Source organism: Clostridium cellulovorans 743B (genome assembly GCF_000145275.1).
GTDB lineage: Bacteria > Bacillota > Clostridia > Clostridiales > Clostridiaceae > Clostridium_K > Clostridium_K cellulovorans.
The window spans coordinates 3,654,816-3,678,595 of sequence record NC_014393.1; the positions used below are offsets into that span (position 1 = coordinate 3,654,816).

A 23,780-nucleotide genomic window follows, 5' to 3' on the forward strand; every position below is an offset into this window, starting at 1 on the left:
TACATATATCATACAGCTATAGAGCTTTAATTTTTTTCTAATAAAGCATCGTAGTCTAAAAAACATTAAAACGAAAAAACTGGAATCATTTTAAGTTTCTCTCGCTAGGATAACATCTACACCCAACTCCTTAATTCGGTCAATTTCCTCCTGAACAGCTTCCCAATCTGTAATTAAAATATCTATCCCCCTTGTATCGACCACTTTTGCAACTGCTTCCGCCGCTAACTTGGAATTAGGTACAAGACATATGCTCTTTTTCGAAGCTTCTAGTACTGCTCTTTGAAGAGCAGCTACTTCAAAGGAAGTGTTACTTAATCCAAAATTAGCTGAAAAACATGGGCCTGATATAAAAGCTGTATCTATACGTATATTCTTAATAAATTCAAGAGCCATAGCATCTCTCATATTTCCATGATTCCTTACCTTCCCACAGGTAATATAAATATCTATATTATCACAGCATCGAAGTTCATCAGCTGTAATTATCGAGTTCGTTATCACTGTAAAATTAAACTGCTTTGGTAAATACCTTAACATTAAATGATCGATACTTGCCCCACCTAAATATATAACATCACCTTCGTTAATATATGTGATTGCCTCTTTAGCAATAGCATGATAGAAAGGATTTACATGTAAAATATCTCTACCTGTAAAATTTTTAGGTTTATAGACTTTCACTTTAGGTATTGCTCCACCACGGGTTCTTTTAAGCATACCTTGTTCTTCTAAAACCATCAAATCCCTTCTTATAGTATCAATTGATACATTAAGCTTAGCTAAAAGTTCAGTTGCTATTACCTTTTTTTCTTTTTCTAACATATCAAGAATCAACTGATGCCGTTCTTCAGCAAACATTTTATTTCCTCCAATATGGTTTATTTACATTATAATTTTATGCTTCTTCATGCATTCTGTCAATTTATTTTGCATTTTCTTTCTGAGTATTGCACTTTTCATATAACAATAAAAAGATCGTATTATCCATTTCTGAATAATACGATCTTTTACACTATAAATAGTTAAAAGAGTTTTGAGTTCTTAACAATTCTCTCACTTAACAACTTGCTATCCTTGAATACTTTTATTCAAGGATATGATTTTCTCTTGCATAGTAAAATAAATACTGTTGAGCAAAGCCTGAAAGTTCTTTAAACTTATCACGCCCAAAATCCCTAATCTTCTTTAAAGATACATCTGGAGCTAAATAAAAATGTTGCATTGCTCTCTTAACCCAAACATCCACTGGAAAAGCTGAATATTTGCCCATGCTAAAGAGCATTATGCAATCTGCAACCTTAGGGCCTATTCCCATGTATTCCTTAAGCATTTCATGACACTGATCATCAGTCCCACTGATCATCTGGTCTATGTTATTATTATCATTAATCCGAGCTACTGTATCTTTAATGTATTTAGCTCTAAATCCAACTCCACACTTTTCTATTTCTTCCTCTGATGCAGAATTCAAAGCCTCTATTGAAGGAAATGCATAATAATCCTTCCCTTTATAAGTAAGCTTTTGCCCCCACTTTTTACTTATTAAATTAATTTCTTTTTTTATCATAGGAATTCTGTTGTTTGCAGATATAATAAAGGATATCATCATCTCAAAGGGGTCTTGCTTTAAAAGTCTGATTCCTTCCCCAAAAACCACTGCTTTATTTAATAATGGATCCTCAGATAAAACTGCCTTAATATCACTATAATTCCTAGATAAATCAAAATAATTTAACCAGATTCTATTAAAATCCTCTTCACTTGTATTGTGGATTATCAAGTCAGCTTCCTGCTTTTCAACTTCTATAACTTTTCCAAAAGCTACTCCAATATAGGTACCACTTTCTGTTTCATCCCACCTAAAGCATTGTCCACATTTAAATACGTGGTCAAGTTGAAAATTCACTACATCTTTTACTATTACTTTGTCATCTTTTATTTCTATATTCTTAAAATCCATTGCATCACCTCTTAGGGCAGTATGCTCTAAATAGTTTTTAAATATTCATCAATAGCTTTAGCTGCTTTTCTTCCTGCGGACATCGCCTTTATAACTGTTTCTGCACCAGTTACTATATCTCCACCAGCAAATATTTTCTCATTTGAAGTTCTACCAGTTTCTTCATCAATAATGATTGAATTCCACTTTGTTCTTTCTACTCCATTAGTAGCTTCCATAACTTCTGTGCTTGGATCACTACCTAGAGCCATAGCTACTTTATCAACTTCCATTACAAATTCTGAACCTTCTACAACCACTGGTCTTCTTCTACCAGATTCATCAGGCTCTCCTAATGCCATTTTAACACATCTCATTCCTGTAACTTTGCCTTCTTCATCAGTTAATACCTCAATAGGGTTCGTTAAGAAATTAAATTCTGCACCTTCAGCTTTAGTATGTTCAATTTCAACTTCTCTAGCTGGAAGTTCTTCTTCGCTTCTTCTATAAACAACTTGAACCTTCGCACCAAGTCTAATAGCTACTCTAGCTACGTCCATAGCAACATTTCCGCCACCGATAACAGCTAGTCTTTCTCCTGCCTTTAATAATGGACTATGACCTCCATTTGTATTAACTGAAGATAATAAATCTATACCTGGATAAACACCATTAGCGTTTTCACCTGGGATTCTCATCTCTTTAGATATTCCTGCTCCAGCACCTATAAATATGGCATCAAAACCTTTTTCATTTAAAAGACTATCTAATGTAAAGTCTCTACCTATAGTTACACCAGTTTCTATTTTTACACCTACTCTTTGAACTTTTTCAATTTCATGTTTTACAATAGTCTTCTTTGGTAATCTAAATTCAGGGATACCATGCATTAAGATACCTCCTGGAACATCCATTGACTCAAATATCGTAACTTCATAACCAAGCTTTGCAAGATCTCTAGCACAAGTTAATCCAGCTGGACCACTTCCTATTACTGCAACTTTCTTACCATTAGCTTCTTCTTTATCTAAGAACTCACAATTATTTTCTCTTGCCCAGTCTGATACAAATCTTTCAAGGTTACCTATAGATATTGATTCACCTTTTATTCCTAGTACACAGTTTCCTTCACATTGTTTTTCTTGAGGACAAACTCTGCTACAGATAGCTGATAATGCACTGTGTTTATCTATAATTCTTGCCGCTTCTTCATAGTTCTTTTCCTTTATAGAAGCTATAAAATCAGGAATCGACATATTTACAGGGCAATTTGCTTTACATTTAGGATTTTTACAATTTAAACATCTTGATGCTTCAGTTAAAGCACTGTCTTCATCATATCCTGTACAAACTTCATTAAAGTTCGTAATTCTATCTTCTAATTTTTCTTCTCTTGCTGGTGTTCTTTTAAACCTATCCATCTATTCTTCCTCCATAAAAGCTTATTTATTTTTTATCTGATGTCTATCCATTACATTAGTCTCATTATTAGTATTGAAAAACTCTAGTAAGCCCTAAAATGCCTTATACTATTCTTTTCTATCAAATCTGAGATTAATCATTGACAGAACTCTAGATTAAGTTAGTTAAGTTTAAATGGTAGATAAGCCACCTCTAAACAAAATTTCACTTGATGATATTATATCATTCCTTTATCCTTCTGCACAATTACAAAGTATTCTATAAACACTAGAATTCATACTTCAATTATAACTTTACTAGTCACTAGTTCCATTATAAAATTTCGCCAATAATTTAACTGACTAAATCTTAGGATTACTTCTAAATTATTTATTTCTCTATAAAAAAACCGCCACAATTAAGTGGCGGTTTTTAAAGCAAACAATAAATTATCCTTTATTGTTGTTATTATTATTTTGAATAATCGTAGAAACCTCTACCTGATTTTCTTCCTAACCATCCAGCTCTTACGTACTTCTTAAGAAGTGGGCAAGCTCTGTATTTTGGGTCACCAGTTTCAGAGTATAGTGTATCCATGATAGCAAGAACTATATCATTACCGATAAAGTCTGATAATGTTAGTGGTCCCATTGGATGGTTAGCACCAAGCATCATAGCTTTGTCGATATCTTCAACTGAAGCAGTTCCTTCAGCTAAAACAGTGATACCTTCGTTTATCATTGGGATAAGAATTCTGTTAACAACAAATCCTGGAGCTTCAGCAACTTCAACTGGTTCCTTAGCGATAGCTAAAGTTAATTCTTTTATAGCATCGTAAGTTTCTTGAGAAGTTGTGATACCTCTGATGATTTCAACAAGCTTCATAACTGGAGCTGGGTTAAAGAAGTGCATTCCTATAACTTTATCAGCTCTTCCAGTAGCTGTAGCAACTTCAGTGATTGATAATGATGAAGTGTTTGAAGCTAAGATTGTTTCTGGCTTACAAACTTTATCTAATTCAGCGAAAATGTCTTTTTTGATTTTCATATTTTCTACAGCTGCTTCAATAACTAGGTCACAATCAGCAACGTCTTCTATGTTAGTTGAACCTGTGATTCTAGTTAAGATTTCTTCTTTAGCTGCTTCTTCCATCTTACCTTTAGCAACTAATTTTGATAAGTTTTTGTTGATTCCGCTAAGTCCTCTTTCGATGAACTCATCCTTTATATCTCTTAAAACTACTTCGAAGCCTTTACTAGCAAAAGCTTGAGCAATTCCTGATCCCATTGTACCAGCACCGATAACACATATCTTTTTCATGTGAATAAGCCTCCTCTAAATTATATATTTATTATACCCAAAAGTTCCTTAGAAATTATGCTTGCTCTTTAGCAGCCTTTATTTCATTGATTAATTCAGGAATGATTTTGCTATAATCTCCAACTAACGCAAGGTCAGCCATCTTCATGATTGGAGCATCTGCATCTTTGTTGATAGCAATGATGTATTCAGCATCTTGCATACCAGCTGTATGTTGGATAGCACCAGAGATACCAACAGCTATGTAAACTGAAGGTCTAACAGTTTTACCAGTTTGACCAACTTGAACATCTTTGTCGATCCAGCCTTTTTCAATAGCAGCTCTTGAAGCAGCAAGTTCTCCGCCTAAAACAGCAGCTAATTCTTTTAATAAAGCTACTCCTTCGCTTGTTCCTATACCTCTTCCACCAGCAACAAGAATCTTTGATTCACCGATGTCAACAGCTTCTTTTTCATTTTTAACAACTTCTAAAACTTTAGTTCTGATGTCACTAGCTGAAATAATAGCTGAATCTATGTTTTTGATTTCTCCAGCTCTAGCTTCATCATATGATAATTTTCCGAAAACACCTGGTCTTACTGTAGCCATTTGTGGTCTGTGGTCAGCACAAACTATAGTAGCCATTAAGTTACCACCAAATGCTGGTCTTGTAGCTAGTAAGTTTCCGTTTTCTGCATCTATGTCAAGAGCTGTACAGTCAGCTGTTAAGCCTGTGCCTAATCTTGCTGCTATTCTAGGTCCTAAATCTCTACCTACGAAAGTAGCTCCGATAAATAATACTTCTGGTTTGTTTTCATTTACTAAGTCACAGATAACTTTTGTATAACCATCTGTTGTAAAGTTAGCTAATAATTCGCTGTCAACTGCTAAAACTTCATCAGCACCTTGAGCAACTAAATCTTTTGCTAAGTTTCCTAAGTTACTTCCTAATAAAACTGCAACTAATTTTGTATTTAATTTTTCAGCGATATCTTTACCTTTGCCTAAAAGTTCTAGTGAAACCTTTTGAAGTTCCCCGTTTCTTTGCTCAGCAAATACCCAAACGCCGCCTTTATAATCTGCAATATTCATCCTTTATCCCTCCTACTTTATTAAATGTAGTGCTTTTCTTTTAATTTTGAAACTGCATATTGAGCAGCTTCTTTAGCTGGTAAGTTTTGAATTTCTCCAGCTTGTTTAGCTTCTTTAGTTGAAGACTTCTTAACCTTTGTAGGTGATCCTTTTAAACCGATAAGGGATTTGTCAACACCGATATCATCAGCATTCCAAATTGTTACTTCTTTTTTGAATATTTCAAAAATGTTTTTAGCATTCATATATCTTGGGTTATTTAATTCTTTAATAGCTGTTAATAAACATGGAGTTTGAACTTCGATTATTTCGTATCCATCTTCTAATGCTCTCTTAACAGTTAATTTGTTTCCATCAGCTTTAACTTCTTCTACGTAAGTTACTTGTGGAATATCTAAATGTTCAGCTATTTCTGGTCCAACTTGAGCTGTATCTCCGTCAATCGCTTGTCTTCCAGCAAAAACTATATCATAATCTAATTTCTTTATAGCAGCTGCTATTGTATGAGATGTAGCTAATGTATCAGCTCCACCAAACGCTCTATCAGTTATTAATATTGCATCGTCAGCACCCATAGCTAAAGCTTCTCTTAAAGCAACTTCAGCTTGTGGAGGTCCCATTGAAACTACAGTGATTTTAGCACCTAAGTTTTCTTTTAAAACTATTGCTTCTTCTAAAGCATGTTTATCTTCTGGATTTATGATTGATGGAACACCATCTCTAATTAAAGTTCCTGTTACAGGATCTATTTTTACAGCAGTTGTATCTGGAACTTGTTTTAAACAAACAACTATATTCATTCTGCCAGTCCTCCTCTATTATTTAAATATGTTGCCAGCGATAACCATTTGTTGAACTTGTGAAGTACCTTCGTAAATTTCAGTTATCTTAGCATCTCTCATCATTCTTTCAACTGGATATTCAGCAGTGTATCCGTATCCGCCGAATAATTGAACTGCTTTAGTAGTTACATCCATAGCAACGTTAGCAGCATGTAATTTAGCTCTAGCAGCTTCTACTGTGTATGGAAGACCTTGATCTTTCTTCCAAGCAGCTAAGTATACTAAATATCTAGCACTTTCAATAGCAACTTCCATATCAGCCATCATCCATTGTAAGCCTTGGAATTTATCTAAACTTCTTCCGAATTGCTTTCTTTCTTTCATGTAAGCTTTAGCTTCGTTGAATGCACCACCAGCTATTCCTAATGCTTGAGCAGCAATACCTATTCTACCACCATCAAGAGTTTTCATAGCTATACCAAAGCCTTTTCCTACTTGTCCTAATAGGTTTTCTTTTGGAACTACACAATTTTCAAATATAAGCTCAGTAGTTGATGAAGCTCTTATTCCTAATTTTTCTTCAACTTTACCGATTGAGAAACCAGGGAAGCTTTTTTCAACGATAAACGCAGAAATTCCTTTTGTTCCTTTTGATCTATCTGTCATAGCAAATACTATGAAAGTTTCAGCGTATCCACCGTTAGTGATGAATATTTTTGAACCGTTTAGTATGTAGTTATCTCCATCTAAAACAGCTGTAGTTTGTTGTCCAGCTGCATCTGTACCAGCACCTGGTTCAGTTAAACCGAAAGCACCTAATTTTCTTCCTGAAGCTAAGTCTGGAAGGTATTTTTTCTTTTGATCTGGTGTACCAAATTGGTTAACAACAGCAGCACAAAGTGAAGTGTGTGCAGATACGATAACTCCTGTAGTACCGCAAACCTTTGATAATTCTTCAACAGCTATTGTGTAAGATAGATTGTCTCCACCTGCTCCTTCAAATTCTGTTGGAAATGGAATACCTAATAAGTTTAACTTAGCCATTTTTTCTACTGTTTCAACTGGGAATCTGTGGTTTTTATCGATTTCTGCAGCTATTGGCTTAACTTCATTTTCTGCAAATTCTCTAACCATCTTTTGGATAAATTCTTGTTCTCTAGTTAATGCAAAATTCATACTATAAACCTCCTATCTATTTTTGAAGCTTTTATCTCTTTTTTCTACAAAAGCACTCATACCTTCAGTTTGGTCTTCAGTTGAGAAACACTCACCGAACACTTCTGCTTCAAAGGCTAATCCTGTATCTATATCACATTGCATTCCTCTATTTATAGCTTCTTTTGAAAGCTTAACTGCAACAGGTGCTTGAGCTGCAATAGTGTTAGCTAATTTTTTAGCAGTATCTAATAATTCTGCTGGATCATGAAGACTATTTACTAGTCCTATTCTTAAAGCTTCTTCAGCTTTAACAACTTTTCCTGTATAGATTAATTCTTTAGCCATACCCATACCTACTAATCTAGCAAGTCTTTGAGTACCACCAAATCCTGGAGTAATTCCTAGTCCTACTTCTGGTTGACCAAATCTAGCAGTTGTTGATGCTATTCTAATGTCACATGCCATTGAAATTTCGCATCCACCACCTAATGCAAATCCATTGATAGCAGCGATTACTGGTTTGCTTAAAGTTTCAATTTTTCTGAACACTCTGTTTCCAAGTTGACCAAAAGTTCTTCCTTGAATAACTGTCATTTCTTTCATTTCTGTGATATCAGCACCAGCAACAAAAGCCTTTTCACCTGCACCAGTTAATACTACAGCATATATGTCTGCATCGTTTTCGATATCAGTAAATGCTGCGTCTAAATCTTTTAGTGTATCGCTGTTAAGCGCATTTAGGGCTTTTGGTCTGTTGATAGTTACAACAGCAATATGTCCTTCTTTTTCTAAAAGCACATTTGTTAGTTCCATGGATAATCCTCCCACAATCATATTTGTTATTAAATTAACAATTTAGTATAGACTAATCTTTTTTGAAAGAGATAAAAAAATATCCCTTTTGTTATTAAATTAACAATTTAGTGCAGACTAATCTTTTTGAAAAAGATAAAATTCTCCTTTTCTTACATCACTTCTTCCATTATATCTTGTCTTCATAAATATTTCAACAATAATTTACATTGCATAGCCATTGATAAACTTGACTTTTTAAATGATTTCCAGGAGTTTTCTTGTATACAAATCATAAAAACTCCTGGAATATTCATCTCCGTAATAGATGAAGATTCTTTGTTAAAAATTTATACATTACAAAATTATAGTTTCCTATTATTTATAAACTTTTAACTTAGAGTATACTAAAGATATCTTATCCTTTTTATTGTCTCAAAAATCTTCGTTAACTATTCATCAAACAGCTAAGTGTTAATAAACTTTCACTTAAATGAGCATTTTCTATTTTAACGTCCTTTGATGGAACAAGATCAACAGGGGCAAAATTCCAAATTCCTTTTACTCCATTATTGCATAGAATATCACAAATTCTTTGAGCTGCATTTTTAGGTATGCATAATATACCAATATCTATACTATTCTCTTTAAGGAATTCTTCTAGTTGGTCAACATCTTGAACCTTAATATCCCTAAGTTTCAAACCGATAAGTTTTGGATTAACATCAAATATACCAGTTAAATGAAAACCTGACTTTTCAAAATTATAATTAGCAATAGCTTGACCAATGTTTCCTGCACCAACAATTATCGTTTTGTATTCCTTATTGACTCCTAAAATATAACTAATCTGATTGTACAATTCTTTTACATTATAGCCATATCCCTGTTGCCCAAAATCACCAAAATTATTTAAATCTTGTCTAATTTGAGAAGCAGTAAAGCCAATCTTTTCACTTAGTTCTCGAGAAGATATTCTATCTACATCATTTTTAATTAACTCTCTTAAATATCTATGGTATTTGGGAAGCCTTCTGATTACTGCCATGGATATCTGTTTCTTCTTCTCCATTATGGCACCTCCTACAAAGTAACTCGTTTTTGTTAAAATTAAAACAACTTTTATTTTATCAGATATTTTCAATAATTCAAAGTCATAGTTAGTATTATTTTCAAAAGAGTTATTGAGTACTATAAGGTTATTAGTTATAATTTATTTTGGGAAGGTGAACAAAATGATCGTATTAAGCTGCAAAGATATTACAAAGAGCTATGGAATAGATGTTATATTAGAAAATGTTACCTTTGGTATTAATGAAGGAGAAAAAATTGGATTAATTGGTGCTAATGGAGCTGGTAAATCCACTTTATTTAGGATAATCGGTGGAGAACTAGAGTATGATAGCGGCGATGTTTTTATAGATAAAGATAAGAAGATAGGCTATCTTTCACAGCATTTATCTTTAAATACTACTTCTACAATATACGAAGAATTACTTTCAGTGTTTCAAGATCTAGTTGATATGGAAAATAAACTTTCAAAACTTGAAGTATCAATGGCAGAAGCTTATGATCCTTCAAAAGAAGACTATCATAATAAGCTTATCCATGACTATACTTTATTAAATGAATTATATATAAATAGAGGCGGTTATACCTTTAGAGGAGAAATCTCTAGAGTTCTAAAAGGTTTAGGCTTTAATGAGGATGATTTTTCAAAGTCTATTGATATATTAAGTGGTGGCCAGAAAACCCGTGTGGCTTTATGTAAGCTACTTTTAATTAAACCCGAAATATTACTATTAGACGAACCGACAAACCATCTTGATTTAGATGCCATTGAATGGTTAGAAGAATATCTTAAAAATTATAAAGGCACAATGCTTATTATATCCCATGATAGATTTTTCTTAGATGCTATTACTAATAAAACTATGGAAGTTGCCAATGGGACTACTCAGCTGTTCAACGGTAACTACACCCAATCTCTAGAGCAAAAGAAAAAGCTTTATGAAGAACAACTTAAAGCTTACAATTTGCAACAGGATGAAATAAAAAGGCAAGAAGAAATAATAAAAAAATACAAACAATTTAACAGAGAAAAAAGTATTCGTGCCGCTGAAAGTAGGCAAAAAGCTTTAGATAAAATTGACAGAATCTCTGCCCCTACAAAGGAAGGTAAGGCTGCTAGAATTCAATTCTTTACTCAAATAAAAAGTGGTAACGATGTAATTCATGTTGAAGATTTGAGTAAAGCTTATGGTGAAAAGCAATTATTTAGAAACATCTCCTTTGATATGCACCGTGGCGATAGAACTGCCTTAATTGGGGAAAATGGAAGAGGAAAGACAACTTTATTTAGAATACTTTTAAACGACATCAAGGCTGATGCTGGTTCTAAGGTACTAGGAAAAAATGTATTCGTAGGCTACTATGATCAAGAGCAATCAGATTTAGATGAAAGTAAAACAATTATCGATGAAGTTTGGGATGACTTCCCTGAGCTTACAACTACTGAAATCAGAAGTGCTTTAGCTGCGTTTTTATTTAAAGGCGAAGAGGTATTTAAAGTTATCTCAACCTTATCTGGCGGTGAGAAATGTAGAATAAATCTTTTAAAATTAATGCTGTCGCAAAGCAATATGCTTCTACTAGACGAGCCTACAAATCACCTTGACATAGCCTCAAGAGAAGCTTTAGAAGATGCACTTTTAGGTTATGATGGAACAGTTTTAGTTATATCCCATGATAGATATTTCCTTAACAAGGTAATAGATAAAATTTTTGAACTTAAAGAAGAAGAATTAACTGAGTACCTAGGCAACTACAGTTACTACATGGAAAAGAAAACTAACCCTTATCGTTTTGAACTTGAAGAAGAAGCAAAAGGCAAGACAAAAACTCAAATAATTCAAGATAAGAAAAAGCGTAAGGAAAAAGAAAAAGCTGAAAAAGAACTAAAAAACAGAGCTAAAGCTATCGAAAAGGAAATAACAGATTTAGAGGAAAAACTCTCTAAACTTACCGAATATCAATGTCAGGAAGAAGTTTACTCTAATATAGAAAAATCTAGGGAAGTTGACAACGAGATATCTAGTATTAAAGAAACTCTTGAAGCCTTATATGCGGAATGGGAAACATATATGGAATAAATCAACTCCCACCTCACTTCAAAATTAATGTACTCCACTTCTTTGTCTTAGGATATTTTGATACTATAGAAAACCCAAAGGGGATATATAGCTTTAATTAATCAAAGCTATATATCCCCTAATACTTATATAATAAATAATAGTCTCTATATTTAATTTACGTAGCTTATAACATGTGATATATTCTAATCTAATTTACTGAAAACAGTTCTTAACCTTATTAATTGTATATATTTCAATAAAGTTTCTAATCCATTAAGAAAATCTCTTTCTTATTTTCCCTAGTAACATTAATAGTATTTTGTAAATCATCAAGAAGCTCATTATAGCGAATATTATTACCAAAAATTTTTGTAGCTCCTACTCTCATAGATACAGGAATACCTTGTCCATTATAATCAATAAATTCTCCGTTACTTTCAAGAACTGTTTTTGCAAGATTCTCCGCTTCACTAGCTTCCGTTAACCATGTTACAAGAGCAAATTCGTCTCCTCCGATACGAAACAACATCATATCTTCTTTTGCAACTGTATCAATCCTCTTCAAGCATTGGAGAATTACTTTATCTCCAAATTCATAGCTTATTTTATTAATTTCTCCAAAGCCAACAATATCAAAACATAAAACATAAGTATTTTGATTTTCTTTCAAAACCTCATAAAGTTCAGAAATCTCTACTTTCTTTCCCGTCACAACATTACCTCCATTATATTCAAGAATTAACTTAGGAAATATACCGGTAAACTTCCACTGATTTTTAAACTTTGATGGTGATATCCCCCAAAGTTTTGAAAAGGCTCTAGTAAAAACCTCTGGAGAATTATATTGATATTTCATCGCTATTTCTGTTATAGTCATTTGAGAATTAACAATGTCCTTAGCTGCATTTGTTAATCTTCGTTTTGTTATATATTCTTTGATGCTATGATTAAATGCATACCTAAAGAGCTTTTGCAAAGATGACAATGAAAAATAACATTCCCTTGCTATATCTTCTTGTAAGATATAATTGCAGAGGTTCTCTTCAATATAGTTTATTGCCTCTATTAGTACATGAAAATTTTTCAAGGTTCACCACCTTCTTAAAAATAATAGTTTAAATCACTTAATTTCTTCTTAGATTTATACAATAACGTTATCGTAACATTAGTTTACCAAAAGAAAATTTTGTAATCTTGATTTTTTGAGCATAAATACTCTTGCTAACAAAGATTTTGATTATATTTAATGTTAACAAACTTCATGGTTTTATATTTAATCTTCCTTGATCTCCTTAAATAATTCATAGGCCTTTATTCTTGCTTCTTTTAAAACTTCATCCCCTACCTCAGTAATTGAATAATATTTTCTTATCTTTCCCTCCACATTCCTATCTTCGACCTTTAGAACTCCATTCTTCTCTAGGTTATGTAATACAGGATATAAAGTCCCTGCACTTATTTCGTAACCATGGTTTCTAAGCTCTTCTATCATCCAAGCTCCATAAAAAGGTTCTTTTTTGGCATGATGTAGTATATGTATATGTATAAATCCTAAAAATAATTTTCGTATTATTTGTTCTTGCACTGAAAATCCTCCTATGTTATCCTAAAATCATCATATCAAAATACGATATTGACTTTCGATATCTTGTTCCGCTATTAGTACATTATTTTATCAACTCAACGTACTAGAGTCAAGAAATTATACATTTGCTATATATTCTTTTATATGTGAAAGGAAAGGTAATATAATGGACGATATATTATTTCAGGCAAATAATTTAATCTATAAAGAAAACTTGGTCTATGATAATTTAATTGTTAAAAAGGAAAAGATTAATTTTATCACTGGTGAAAGCGGTAGTGGTAAAAGTACCTTTCTAAAATTATTAAATAATACTATAAGTGCAACAGCTGGAGTACTTTTATACAAGAATAAACCAATAGAACAATATGATCCTATAGCCTTAAGACGTGATATAAGCCTAGTTTCTCAAGATCCTTTTTTATTTGACATGAGTATTATAGATAATTTTAAAACTTTCTATTCCTTAAGAGATATGACAGTTCCTGAAAATGATCATGTACGCTTTTTTGCAGATTTATGCTCTGTAAATGTTTCTTTAGATCAAGATGCTGCTACTCTTTCTGGAGGAGAACGTCAAAGAGTGTATATATCCTTATTTTTATCCTTGTATCCTAAAGTTATCTTATTAGACGAGCCAACTTCCGCTTTAGATGAAAAAAATAGTAAAGAAATAATGAAAAATATAACCTCCTTCTGCAAGAAAGAAAATATAGATATAGTAATAGTAAGTCATGATAAAGCCATAGTTGAAGAGTTTTATGAAAATAAAATTGAAATAGTAAAAAAAGTTCAATAGTTAACAAATATCCGTATAAAATTTTCATATCAATCATATAAAATAAATCTATCAGTAGTTAGGTGATTACAATGGATCAAATAGTAAAATTAAACCTTTTTCAATTTTCACTTATTTATTTACTACTTATCGTAGTTTTAGTTATAATGAAAAAATCAAAAGTGAATCAAAGTAAACTTCTCATAATTGCTAGTTTAAGAATGTCAATTCAGCTTATAATTGTAGGTTATATTCTTCAATATATCTTTAGAAATCCTCATCCTTTATTTACAATAAGCTTTCTTACAATTATGATAGTATTCTCAATTCACATTGTAATTAAGAGCCGAAAAGACTTAAATAATGCTTTTAAAATTTCAATAGCCTTTTCATTATCTTTTTCAGGATTATTTGTTCTATTTTTCTTTTTGATAGTAGTAATCAATAAATCCATATTTAATCCACAATATACAATACCTTTAGCTGGAATGATAATTGGTAATTCTATGACAGGAATAAATATTGGGATCAAAAATTTTATGGATTCTATAAAAAAGGAAAAAAATAAAATCAATACCTTGCTTAACCTAGGTATTGAACCGAAGTATATCTTGAAGCCTTTTGCCAATAACGCTTTAGAAAGTGCTTTAATTCCTACTTTAAACTCCATGCTTGGTATGGGAATAATTTTTTTACCAGGAATGATGACTGGGCAAATCTTATCTGGTACATCACCTACTACTTCAATTTTATATCAAATAGCTATAATGATCGCAATTTGTACCTCTGTTTGTTTAACAGTTTTTTTATCATTAAACTTAGGTTATAAATCTCTATACAACAATCGAAAGCAATTTATATAAAAAATAGAGTTGGTTATCTTTATACTACCAACTCCTTTTTGTTATATATCTTAATTATTACTACATTTATACACCAACATCAGCTTCAAACTTATCTAGCTGTAAACATTATATTTAAATAAAATATTCACGATAAAAACATTATTATTAAAATTAGTTCATCCTAAATTTTCTTTCTAAACAATCTAATTCTAGCAAAAACAGCTATTGCAGAAAGTCCTAAAATAGCACTAATAAATATTAAAAGCTTATTATTATGAGAAATATCTTGCTTCTCTGGATCACTTTTCCTATTTGTAGCTTCATCTGATTTTGTGGATGAGGATAAACCATCCGTATCCTTATCACTATCTGCTTCACTATTTCCTTTGTTAATATCTTTATTATCTACTCTATTATCAGTTTTGTTGCTTACTGTAGTTGCACTACTTGCTACTAAGTTATTTTTTCCCACTGGCGATATTGGTGCTATAGCTTGTGGAATCACTGATACTACTGGTACTTTCACAGACGGTTTTTTTGAATCATCTGGGGGAACTACTGGGTCTGGTGGTAGAATTACTGAACTTAGTGTTGTTGCAGTTATTACATCGCTCCAGGTTCCATTCTTTGCCCTTACCTTATAACTATAACTTGTAGCGGATTTTAAACCTGTCACTGTATAACTTGTATTATTTCCGTTATCTAGTATTTTTCCGTTTATATATATTTCATAACCAGTAGCACCTATTTCTTCATCCCAGGTTAGTGTAACACTATTTTCTGTTGTTGTAGCTTTTATATTTTTTAACACTGGTAATATTATTGGGTCTGGTGGTGGAATTACTGGCTTTAAGGTTGTCGCAGTTATTACATCACTCCAGGTTCCGTTCTTTGCCCTTACCTTATAACTATAATTTGTAGCTGATTTTAGCCCTGTCACTGTATAACTTGTGCTATTCCCGTTGTCTATTATTTTTCCTTCCACCTCTATTTCATAACCAGTGGCTCCAACTTCCCCATCCCAGGTTAGTGTAACACTATTTTCTGTCGTTGTAGCTTTTATATTTTTTAACACTGGTAATATTACTGGATTTGGTGGTGGAATTGCTGGACTTAGGGTTGTTGCAGTTATTACATCACTCCAAGTTCCATTCTTTGCCCTTACCTTATAATTATAATTTGTGGCTGGTTTTAACACTGTGACTTTATAACTTGTATTATTCCCGTTATCTAATATTTTCCCATCTATCTCTATTTCATAACCAGTAGCACCTATTTCTTCATCCCATGTTAGTGTAACACTATTTTCTGTTGTTATAGCTTTTATGTTTTTTAACACTGGTAATATTACTGGGTCTGGCGGTGGTGGAATTACTGGACTTAGAGTTTTTGCAATTATTGTATCACTCCAGATTCCATTCTTTGCTCTTACCTTATAATTATAATTTGTAGCTGATTTTAACCCTGTGATTGTATAAGTTGTATTATTTCCGATATCTAGTATTTTCCCATCTACCCCTACTTCATAACCAATAGCACCTATTTCTTCATCCCAGGTTAATGTAACACTATTTTCTGTTGTATTAGCTTTTATATTTTTTAATACTGGTAATATTACTGGATCTGGTGGTGGAACTACTGAACTTAGAGTTTTTGCCGTTATTTCATCACTCCATAATCCATTTTTCGCTCTTACCTTATAGCTATAATTTGTATCTGACTTTAAGCCTGTTATTTTATAACTTGTGTTATTCCCATTATCTATTATTTTTCCGTCTGCTTCGATTTCATATCCAGTGGCACTAATTTCTGGGTCCCAGGTTAATGCTACACTGTCCTCTGTTGTTTCTGCTTTTATATTTTTTAATACTGGAGTCATGGTTATTGCTGTTATTTCATCGCTCCAAATTCCAAGTTTTACCCTTACCTTGAAATTATAGTTTGTTGATGAAGCTAAACCTGTTACTGTATAACTTGTACTATTTCCATTATCTATTATATTTCCATCTTTCTCTATTTCATATCCTATAGCCCCTATTTGAGGATCCCAAGTTAATGTAACTGTACCTATTGTTGAAGTCCATTTTATATTTTCAAGTACTGGTAATAACGACAAATTAATAACATTTCCAAATATATATGTATTCTCTGGAGATGTATCTTTTGCAACTACACCATTTATAAAATATCCACTTATATTATTATAAGTTATTGAATTATTTATATTACTATCATTTGATTGTACCTTTATTCCATGAGGACAACTATTGATACTGTTTATTATTTCATTTGAATCCATAATTGAGTTTGTAACCATATAATCCAATAAAATTCCTGAATTCAAGTTTTTATCCCACGCCCATAACATACCATTAACTAAACATAACCCTGTTTCATATATTTTATTTTGACTTATGAAAAGACTATCTGAATACAAGAGGTATACCCCATTAAAGTCGATATTCTCTATAATATTATTATCAATTGTTGAAGACATTAGATTGCTTATTTCGATCCCAAAATACCTTGAGCCACTGATATTATTGTTGCTAATTGTAAGATTAGTTGCTCTGTAATCGCTAGGAGTAATACCTTTATCATTTCTATCAACTACTATCCCCGATGCTTTAACATCTTGTATAATGTTATTTATTATTTTATTATCATAGGCTGGTACAGTGTATCTAATACCGTTGGTTGATGAATTTTTTATTGTATTATAACTTACTTCCGAATCCCTTGATAAATAAAAAGCAATCCTACTTCCTGAAAGCGTATTACCTTTGACCAATCCATTCTTTTGCTTAACAAATATTACTCCATCCTTATTACTTCCATTTAAAGGAGAATTAATCATATTATTTTCTATTACATTATTAAAATTTAAATTTCCACTTTCAACAGCAGTTATATCATCAACAGTATTATTTCCATAGAAGGCTACAGCAGGATTATTATCTGAGCCATTTATAATACAATTCCTTAAGCTAGTGTTATTTGAATTTATAGAGTAAACTGCTACTTTTCCTAAACTATTATCGATATTTAAATCTAATATTTGCGTTCCACCGGCAGTTATCTCAATCACATTAGACGCAATATTATTTTGTATTATCTTAGTATTTATTTGAGATTGACCTTGCAAAATTATATTATCCTTCTCAATCTTAATTTCACCATCAAGGTAGTAAGTACCATCATTAATGTAAAATTTCGTTTTTCCTGATGATATAAGATTATTAAGTATTGTATTTAAACTCATTCCACCAAGGGATGATTGATCAATGGTTGTCCAAGAAGAATCAAGAGTATAAGCCCTAACTCTACCACCTAGAGTTATTTTTTCATCGCCTTTCCTAATAGCGTAGCTCTCGCCAATATCAACTTTTATTTCACTACTGAAACAAATACTTGCGAAAAAAAGTAATGAAATAATTATGCTAATCCGTTCCTTCCTCTTCACTTTATAAATCCCCCTCACTAATACTAGCCAAAGTATTTCGCCATTTTAAATAACCTTTTCATACTACTGAATATAAATTTATAAACCTGGTCAAAAAACCTATAAGTTAACTGTCAATAATCTTAGATTTTCTTTTAACTAATTTTAGTTTTATACTTGTGTATGTATTAAAATCAAATTATAACTATATAGTATTAATTATCGATTTTTTTCAACATTACTTAACATTTTTTTCGTTTACATCACTATTTTTCAAGACTACCCTTTAATATTTTTATATTCTATAATAAATATTATATATTCTAATTTAACCCGTTGTGCTAGTTAAATACGCTGGCAATACTTACAAATAGAAAAACTCCAGCATATTTGCTAACCTATCATTAAAAAACACCACTAATCTAATGATAGGAGGCTAACCTATATGCCAGAGTTTAATAAAGATTCTACCATAACAATAAATGACTTAAAAGATTTTATTGTTGTCACTTATGTTATAATTGATGACTTTTACCAAAAAGTAACTCCAACATTTATTAAAAATCGTCGTAACATCGCTAAATCAGTAATGACTGATAGCGAAATAATTACGATTTCTTTAGTAGGTGAACTCTTAACCATTGACTCTGAAAAAGCATGGTTTGGATTTTGCTCTAAAAACCTACGAGACTTATTTCCCAACTTTTGTAGTAGGCCGAGGTTTCATAGAGTTAGAAAGTCATTATTTCGAGTCATTGATGAAATTCGTAAAGAGTTAACGAAATTTCTTAACTATCAATATGACCGAATGAGAATTGCAGATAGTATGCCAATTCCTGTGTGTAAGTTTGGGAGAGCTCATTTCCATAAAGCTTTTAAGCCGGAGGCTGCCTACGGGCGATGCGCTTCGAAAAAAGAAACATATTATGGATTCAAATTACATGCTTTAGTAGCCCTCGATGGCTATATCACAGATTTTACTGTAACAGCAGCAAATATTGATGACAGAGATGTCGTCTGGGAACTCACAGCTAATTCAGAGATTGATATACTAATAGGTGATAAAGGATATATAGGTCAAAAAGTTGCTTCGCAATTAAAAGAAACAAGGTACATTCGTCTTTTAACAATAAATCGTAACAATAGTAAAACTAAACTTTTAAAACCTTTTAGGCAGTTGATATTCAAGGCTCGTCGTAGAGTAGAAACTACTTTTTCTCAGCTCTCCGAGCAATTAAATATGCAGAGGGTTCTTACAAAATCAACTTGGGGATTTGCCACAAGAATATCAAATAAAATATTAGCTCATAATCTTTGCTATTTTATAAATAAATTTTTTAATATAGGTATAGAAATATCAAAGATTAAAGAATTAGTATTCGGATAATAATTTCCAAAAACAGTATATGAGGCAATAGGATAGGACTGCCTAAAATCATGGTATAAATATCCTTTTAATGAAAACTTATCTGCTAGCACAACAGGTTAATTTAAATCTTAACAATTACTCATTAACTTTATAACTTAAATTTCCACAATATTTTTTAGAATTCTTTCAGTATTCTACTTGTATGGAAAGAGCTAAATTAAAAATATCTTAAAATAAAAATAATGAAGTTGGCCATATTTTACACTCCCAACTCCATTATTTATCATTAAATTTAGGTTATAAATTTCTATATATTTATAGATCTCAATTTATTTTTAGACAGTAGTAAAATTTAAATACTACCAATAGCATACAGGCATAAATAAATATGAACATTCTCCACACGTAAAAAAGCCAAGTTTGTTATACAGTGATTCAGCAGGATTACCAACCAGTACATTTAACCTCAAAACAGGATATTCATCTTTCAAAATACTCAAAGCTCTCTTAATCATATTTTCAGCAAGACCTGTACCACGATAAGATGGTTTAACTACTAAATTAGATATTTCTGGCCATTCATCCCACAATGATATAAAACACACTCCAATTAACTCATTGTTATTTTTATCATAGACAAGCACTGAAGCATTTTTCAATGTACTATTTAATTCTTTGTTTAGAAATGCTTCAACTTGAGGAAGATGTTCTTCCACAGTCTGTTTTGCATAATCATCAATACCATCTGAATATGCTTCATAAAACAATCTTGATATTTCTAAAGCTTTTTCTTTTGCAACACTTGAGATGTTAAAATTCTCTTCCCAATTTAAATAAAATTCTTCAGTTGGCCTTATCATATATCTTAGCGATAATTTTTCAAAAAAACCTATTCTTTTGTAACATTCAACTTCAGAAGCCGTAACTCCAACTGTATATATGTCTTTATTTCTATCAGACCAATAAGCTAGAAGCTTTTTTAATATTTTTAACATTTCATAGGTATCAGTAAAGGGTGGTTGTAAAAACAAACTCTCAATGTAATTAGGCTCCATCCTGACACCGCCTATTCTTCTATTATCTTTATTTATCCAAAAGCAATTATTAAAATTTCCTATCTCATCGCAACGTTTGTCCCAACTCTTCCCAAAGTTTAAACTCTCATTTCTATATGTGGTGCAGTATATTGCAAACTCTTTTGAATCAGCTCTTTCTAAGTCAACTTCTTCTGTTAGCTGATATTTTTTTATATCTTCATGGAAACTTTTATACTCCAAAATACGCACTTCCTCTAACATATTATTTTCAAAGATAAATTAAAAACTATTTGTTATAATCCATACCAGTGAACTTGACTCCTGAGAAAAATCCCAAGTTATCATATAATCCCTCTGCTGGATTACCAATAGTAACACATAAAATCGTAGCTGGTGATATTTTCTTTAAGTTTGTTAAGGCTGTTTTTATCATTTTTGAAGCAAGTCCTAATCTTCTATAATCTTGTCTCACAACAATCTCCCCTATTTCAGAAAAGTCGTTATCACAAAATCCATTGATACCAGCGATACAAGCTCCCACTAACTGATTTGTATTCTTATCAAATACAAGAGTTGAGCCTTCAAGTGTATTGTTTGAGCTATACATTTTTAGTGTTCTTTCCGCATCTACTATAGCCTCTTCTAGCATTTTAGACCCAAAAGTTTCGTAATCAATTCCTCCACTACAGCATTCAAAGAACAACTTTCCTATAATAGGTGCATCATCTATAGTTGGTACTTTTGTTATAAAGTCATCACTCCAATTAATATCCTTAAATGTCTCTGTTGGCCGAATCATTACTCGTCTTTCACAATTTCTCCTATAGCCAAGTTTCTGAAAATGTTCTACATCCTTAGGAGTCACCCCATATACAGTAACTTTATCATCGTTATCCGACCATTGCTTCAAGCCATCATGAAGTGCGCTGATAACTACAAATCGGTCTACTGTATAAGGAGGTTCCATGAAAAATGCTCCAAAGAAGTTAGAACCTATATGTACCCCTCCAATCCTTTTTCCATCTTTAAATATCCAAAAATGATCATCATAACCTATCTTATCTATCGTTTCTTTTTTCCAACTAAAACTTAATTCTAAATCTACACCTGAATATATTGTCTCATGAATGCCGAACTCTAACTTATCGGCTCTCTTTAGCATAAACCCCTCTTTTAGATTATATTCTTTTTTACCTTCTTGCCATTTATCAACCTTTTGCATACATCATCATATCCTTTTCATAAAATTAATCTAATTTTCTACTAAACACCTGAGCTTTAAACAAGCTTTTATCTTATAAACTATTTCTTTGATTTTTTAAAATGCTATCTTAGATTTTCATCTACAATGCACTTAATTTTCTCTTTCATTCCATAATAATTAAAATCAGAATTATCAACTTTATATTTAGTTAACTCAAGTGAATCATATATATCCTTTTCAAGTTTACTTCTCTCTTCAAGAACTTGTAGAACTCCATCAAACCCTTTCAAATTATTATCTAATCCAAAACCTTGATTAGTATAATAATACATAAAACCTTGAAACCATTCTTCTGGTCTTTCAGCCACAGCTTTCTTAAAAGATTTTTTAATATCCTGTTGGTCTATGTATAGTAAAACAGGATTTAATGGAGCTATTATCTTAGCCAAAGTTTTTATATAATCTGTAGTGACCTCTTTATGACAGTTGTTTTTAACCATAGTAAATGTTACAGGATTTTGTATAAGGCAACATTCAAATATAAACACTTTATCCTCATTGATATGATTATTTACAAAGTCATTCCATCTCTTTATCATTATTGTTTTGTGAAGCTCTATGGGCAATTGATAAACATCACTTTTAGTAATATCCTTAAACAAAGAATCTTGAAATGATATTTTTTGTTCTTCTATAACTTTTCTGTATGGAATCAAGTATCGTTGATGAAAATTCACCTTTATTTTATTCAACAGTTCCTTATGCGATAAATGCTTTTGCTCTAGCACCATAAACTTTTCATTACTAAAGTAAGCTACTCCATCAAAATCTACTGGATGATCGTAGCTAGATTCTGAGTAGAATTCTGCGTTTATACCTCTCTGTCTTAAATATTCATATACCATTTCAGATATAGTAGATTTTCCCGAACCTGGCAGTCCTTCTATAACAATTAACTTTGCTTTCATATATTTATTCCTCACTTCCATTTCATGATTTATTGATAATAACCTCATACTACCTAACCAATTATTTTTTTCGTAATCTCTTAAATTAACCCTATCTTCTATAGATACAAAAATCACGTCTAATATCTATTGATAAATTTTCATATAACAAAAAGACCATAAGAAAGTTCTCGCCCTCTTACAGTCTAAAATTCCAATTTTTTCACACATGCAATTATAGTAAATTATAAACTGAATCCTTAGTCTCGGAATAATATTAGCCCCTTCCAGACTTGGAAATCACTATCCTAAAATATAACAACCGTTAACGAAAGTACTATGGTTGATAGTTACGGATAAAATCTTTAGTTTCAGCAACTCTAAAACTAAGGATAATAAAAAACTATAAATTATGATAACTGAGTAAGTATCAAAATCCTACTTAAGCTCTTTATCTTTTACCATGGAGAAATAAAATTTATATCATAGTCCTATAAAATGACACTTTCTAGTTATTAATTTAAGAGAGGTACACAAAAAAAACCTAATTAATTAGGACTTTTTCACTTCTCTAATGTAATTTTCAATTTTGAAAATTAATTAATAACTAGCAATCAACATCTTATAGTTCTCCTTTACTTCTTTTGGATTTACTTTAATTTTTATACAATACCTATTTATTATACAGCCTAGCACTATATAAAGCAAGAAATTTAAATGGAATTCATTTCATATAAATTTCATTTAAATTTCTACTTTAAATATATAACATAGTTTCATTGAAAATAGCTTCTTTATCGAAACATATATACTATATTTCTCTGTAACCTATTCTTCTTCTATAGCTTCTTCTGTGATGATTTCTTCAGTTTTTTTCTTTCTATCTTTTTCTACTAGAACACTTAAAACAGCTACTGTCATAGCTCCTACAATTCCAAATACCTTAAGTTTCTTCATACATCAATTTCCTCC

At 31.5% G+C, this 23,780-nt stretch carries 20 protein-coding genes; 4 read left to right on the forward strand and 16 right to left on the reverse strand.

Features of this window, described 5'->3' with window-relative positions:
* Nucleotides 1-90: 90 nt before the first annotated feature.
* The 9 genes from CLOCEL_RS14875 to CLOCEL_RS14915 all read right to left on the reverse strand — a co-directional run bounded on the left by CLOCEL_RS14875 (nt 91) and on the right by CLOCEL_RS14915 (nt 9,539).
* Nucleotides 91-861 carry a DeoR/GlpR family DNA-binding transcription regulator gene (locus CLOCEL_RS14875; RefSeq protein ID WP_010075758.1) on the reverse strand — a complete coding sequence of 257 codons (771 nt, stop codon included), beginning with the start codon at nt 859-861 and terminating at the stop codon, nt 91-93.
* A gap of 226 nt (nt 862-1,087) precedes the next feature.
* Entirely contained in the window at nt 1,088-1,963 is an 876-nt protein-coding gene (locus CLOCEL_RS14880; RefSeq protein ID WP_010075759.1) for a DNA-3-methyladenine glycosylase family protein, read from the reverse strand.
* A gap of 26 nt (nt 1,964-1,989) precedes the next feature.
* Complete coding sequence (gene gltA / locus CLOCEL_RS14885) at nt 1,990-3,363, reverse strand: NADPH-dependent glutamate synthase (RefSeq protein ID WP_010075760.1); 1,374 nt, start codon at nt 3,361-3,363, stop codon at nt 1,990-1,992.
* Nucleotides 3,364-3,814: 451 nt separating this feature from the next.
* On the reverse strand, nt 3,815-4,663 hold the full coding sequence (locus tag CLOCEL_RS14890; protein WP_010075761.1) for a 3-hydroxybutyryl-CoA dehydrogenase: 849 nt from the start codon (nt 4,661-4,663) through the stop codon (nt 3,815-3,817).
* Between the two features lie 55 nt (nt 4,664-4,718).
* A complete protein-coding gene (locus tag CLOCEL_RS14895) occupies nt 4,719-5,735 on the reverse strand; it encodes an electron transfer flavoprotein subunit alpha/FixB family protein (protein ID WP_010075762.1) in 1,017 nt (338 codons plus the stop codon).
* A gap of 20 nt (nt 5,736-5,755) precedes the next feature.
* Complete coding sequence (locus tag CLOCEL_RS14900) at nt 5,756-6,535, reverse strand: electron transfer flavoprotein subunit beta/FixA family protein (protein WP_010075763.1); 780 nt, start codon at nt 6,533-6,535, stop codon at nt 5,756-5,758.
* Between the two features lie 18 nt (nt 6,536-6,553).
* The gene (locus CLOCEL_RS14905; protein ID WP_010075764.1) at nt 6,554-7,693 is read right to left on the reverse strand and encodes an acyl-CoA dehydrogenase; all 1,140 of its coding nucleotides are present in this window, start codon (nt 7,691-7,693) and stop codon (nt 6,554-6,556) included.
* A gap of 12 nt (nt 7,694-7,705) precedes the next feature.
* Nucleotides 7,706-8,488 carry a short-chain-enoyl-CoA hydratase gene (locus tag CLOCEL_RS14910; RefSeq protein ID WP_010075765.1) on the reverse strand — a complete coding sequence of 261 codons (783 nt, stop codon included), beginning with the start codon at nt 8,486-8,488 and terminating at the stop codon, nt 7,706-7,708.
* A 427-nt stretch (nt 8,489-8,915) separates the two neighbouring features.
* The gene (locus CLOCEL_RS14915) at nt 8,916-9,539 is read right to left on the reverse strand and encodes a redox-sensing transcriptional repressor Rex (RefSeq protein ID WP_010075766.1); all 624 of its coding nucleotides are present in this window, start codon (nt 9,537-9,539) and stop codon (nt 8,916-8,918) included.
* 163 nt (nt 9,540-9,702) lie between these two features.
* On the opposite strand from CLOCEL_RS14915, the gene CLOCEL_RS14920 reads away from it, so the two are divergent.
* Nucleotides 9,703-11,619 carry an ABC-F family ATP-binding cassette domain-containing protein gene (locus CLOCEL_RS14920; RefSeq protein WP_010075767.1) on the forward strand — a complete coding sequence of 639 codons (1,917 nt, stop codon included), beginning with the start codon at nt 9,703-9,705 and terminating at the stop codon, nt 11,617-11,619.
* A 247-nt stretch (nt 11,620-11,866) separates the two neighbouring features.
* On the opposite strand, the gene CLOCEL_RS14925 is transcribed toward CLOCEL_RS14920, so the two are convergent.
* Both CLOCEL_RS14925 and CLOCEL_RS14930 read right to left on the reverse strand, forming a co-directional pair.
* On the reverse strand, nt 11,867-12,688 hold the full coding sequence (locus CLOCEL_RS14925; RefSeq protein ID WP_010075768.1) for a helix-turn-helix domain-containing protein: 822 nt from the start codon (nt 12,686-12,688) through the stop codon (nt 11,867-11,869).
* A gap of 186 nt (nt 12,689-12,874) precedes the next feature.
* Entirely contained in the window at nt 12,875-13,186 is a 312-nt protein-coding gene (locus CLOCEL_RS14930) for a PadR family transcriptional regulator (RefSeq protein WP_010075769.1), read from the reverse strand.
* A 166-nt stretch (nt 13,187-13,352) separates the two neighbouring features.
* Here CLOCEL_RS14930 and CLOCEL_RS14935 point away from each other — a divergent pair, with 166 nt between their 5' ends.
* Entirely contained in the window at nt 13,353-13,985 is a 633-nt protein-coding gene (locus tag CLOCEL_RS14935; RefSeq protein ID WP_010075770.1) for an ABC transporter ATP-binding protein, read from the forward strand.
* A gap of 71 nt (nt 13,986-14,056) precedes the next feature.
* Entirely contained in the window at nt 14,057-14,827 is a 771-nt protein-coding gene (locus CLOCEL_RS14940; protein WP_010075771.1) for an ABC transporter permease, read from the forward strand.
* A gap of 163 nt (nt 14,828-14,990) precedes the next feature.
* Here the strand turns inward: CLOCEL_RS14940 and CLOCEL_RS14945 are convergent, their stop codons facing one another.
* The gene (locus CLOCEL_RS14945; RefSeq protein ID WP_010075772.1) at nt 14,991-18,272 is read right to left on the reverse strand and encodes a fibronectin type III domain-containing protein; all 3,282 of its coding nucleotides are present in this window, start codon (nt 18,270-18,272) and stop codon (nt 14,991-14,993) included.
* 424 nt (nt 18,273-18,696) lie between these two features.
* On the opposite strand from CLOCEL_RS14945, the gene CLOCEL_RS14950 reads away from it, so the two are divergent.
* Entirely contained in the window at nt 18,697-19,638 is a 942-nt protein-coding gene (locus tag CLOCEL_RS14950; RefSeq protein WP_010077629.1) for an IS982 family transposase, read from the forward strand.
* Between the two features lie 341 nt (nt 19,639-19,979).
* Here CLOCEL_RS14950 and CLOCEL_RS14955 read toward each other — a convergent pair whose 3' ends face one another.
* The 4 genes from CLOCEL_RS14955 to CLOCEL_RS23705 form a co-directional block, all read right to left on the reverse strand.
* Entirely contained in the window at nt 19,980-20,897 is a 918-nt protein-coding gene (locus CLOCEL_RS14955) for a GNAT family N-acetyltransferase (protein ID WP_010075773.1), read from the reverse strand.
* 46 nt (nt 20,898-20,943) lie between these two features.
* On the reverse strand, nt 20,944-21,879 hold the full coding sequence (locus CLOCEL_RS14960) for a GNAT family N-acetyltransferase (RefSeq protein WP_010075774.1): 936 nt from the start codon (nt 21,877-21,879) through the stop codon (nt 20,944-20,946).
* A 104-nt stretch (nt 21,880-21,983) separates the two neighbouring features.
* On the reverse strand, nt 21,984-22,829 hold the full coding sequence (locus CLOCEL_RS14965; RefSeq protein ID WP_029169238.1) for a P-loop NTPase family protein: 846 nt from the start codon (nt 22,827-22,829) through the stop codon (nt 21,984-21,986).
* 807 nt (nt 22,830-23,636) lie between these two features.
* Nucleotides 23,637-23,765, reverse strand: coding sequence for a hypothetical protein (locus CLOCEL_RS23705; protein ID WP_010075776.1), 129 nt, complete (start codon nt 23,763-23,765; stop codon nt 23,637-23,639).
* Between the last annotated feature and the right edge of the window lie 15 nt (nt 23,766-23,780).

What these genes read in the sequence shown, in the direction of transcription:
- CLOCEL_RS14875 (WP_010075758.1), bottom strand. Translation starts at nt 861, where the DNA reads ATGTTTGCTGAAGAACGGCATCAGTTGATTCTTGATATGTTAGAAAAA.
- CLOCEL_RS14900 (WP_010075763.1), bottom strand. Translation starts at nt 6,535, where the DNA reads ATGAATATAGTTGTTTGTTTAAAACAAGTTCCAGATACAACTGCTGTA.
- CLOCEL_RS14880 (WP_010075759.1), bottom strand. Translation starts at nt 1,963, where the DNA reads ATGGATTTTAAGAATATAGAAATAAAAGATGACAAAGTAATAGTAAAA.
- CLOCEL_RS14935 (WP_010075770.1), top strand. Translation starts at nt 13,353, where the DNA reads ATGGACGATATATTATTTCAGGCAAATAATTTAATCTATAAAGAAAAC.
- CLOCEL_RS14965 (WP_029169238.1), bottom strand. Translation starts at nt 22,829, where the DNA reads ATGAAAGCAAAGTTAATTGTTATAGAAGGACTGCCAGGTTCGGGAAAA.
- CLOCEL_RS14920 (WP_010075767.1), top strand. Translation starts at nt 9,703, where the DNA reads ATGATCGTATTAAGCTGCAAAGATATTACAAAGAGCTATGGAATAGAT.
- CLOCEL_RS14915 (WP_010075766.1), bottom strand. Translation starts at nt 9,539, where the DNA reads ATGGAGAAGAAGAAACAGATATCCATGGCAGTAATCAGAAGGCTTCCC.
- CLOCEL_RS14910 (WP_010075765.1), bottom strand. Translation starts at nt 8,488, where the DNA reads ATGGAACTAACAAATGTGCTTTTAGAAAAAGAAGGACATATTGCTGTT.
- CLOCEL_RS23705 (WP_010075776.1), bottom strand. Translation starts at nt 23,765, where the DNA reads ATGAAGAAACTTAAGGTATTTGGAATTGTAGGAGCTATGACAGTAGCT.
- CLOCEL_RS14940 (WP_010075771.1), top strand. Translation starts at nt 14,057, where the DNA reads ATGGATCAAATAGTAAAATTAAACCTTTTTCAATTTTCACTTATTTAT.
- CLOCEL_RS14905 (WP_010075764.1), bottom strand. Translation starts at nt 7,693, where the DNA reads ATGAATTTTGCATTAACTAGAGAACAAGAATTTATCCAAAAGATGGTT.
- CLOCEL_RS14950 (WP_010077629.1), top strand. Translation starts at nt 18,697, where the DNA reads ATGCCAGAGTTTAATAAAGATTCTACCATAACAATAAATGACTTAAAA.
- CLOCEL_RS14890 (WP_010075761.1), bottom strand. Translation starts at nt 4,663, where the DNA reads ATGAAAAAGATATGTGTTATCGGTGCTGGTACAATGGGATCAGGAATT.
- CLOCEL_RS14960 (WP_010075774.1), bottom strand. Translation starts at nt 21,879, where the DNA reads ATGCAAAAGGTTGATAAATGGCAAGAAGGTAAAAAAGAATATAATCTA.
- CLOCEL_RS14895 (WP_010075762.1), bottom strand. Translation starts at nt 5,735, where the DNA reads ATGAATATTGCAGATTATAAAGGCGGCGTTTGGGTATTTGCTGAGCAA.
- gltA (WP_010075760.1), bottom strand. Translation starts at nt 3,363, where the DNA reads ATGGATAGGTTTAAAAGAACACCAGCAAGAGAAGAAAAATTAGAAGAT.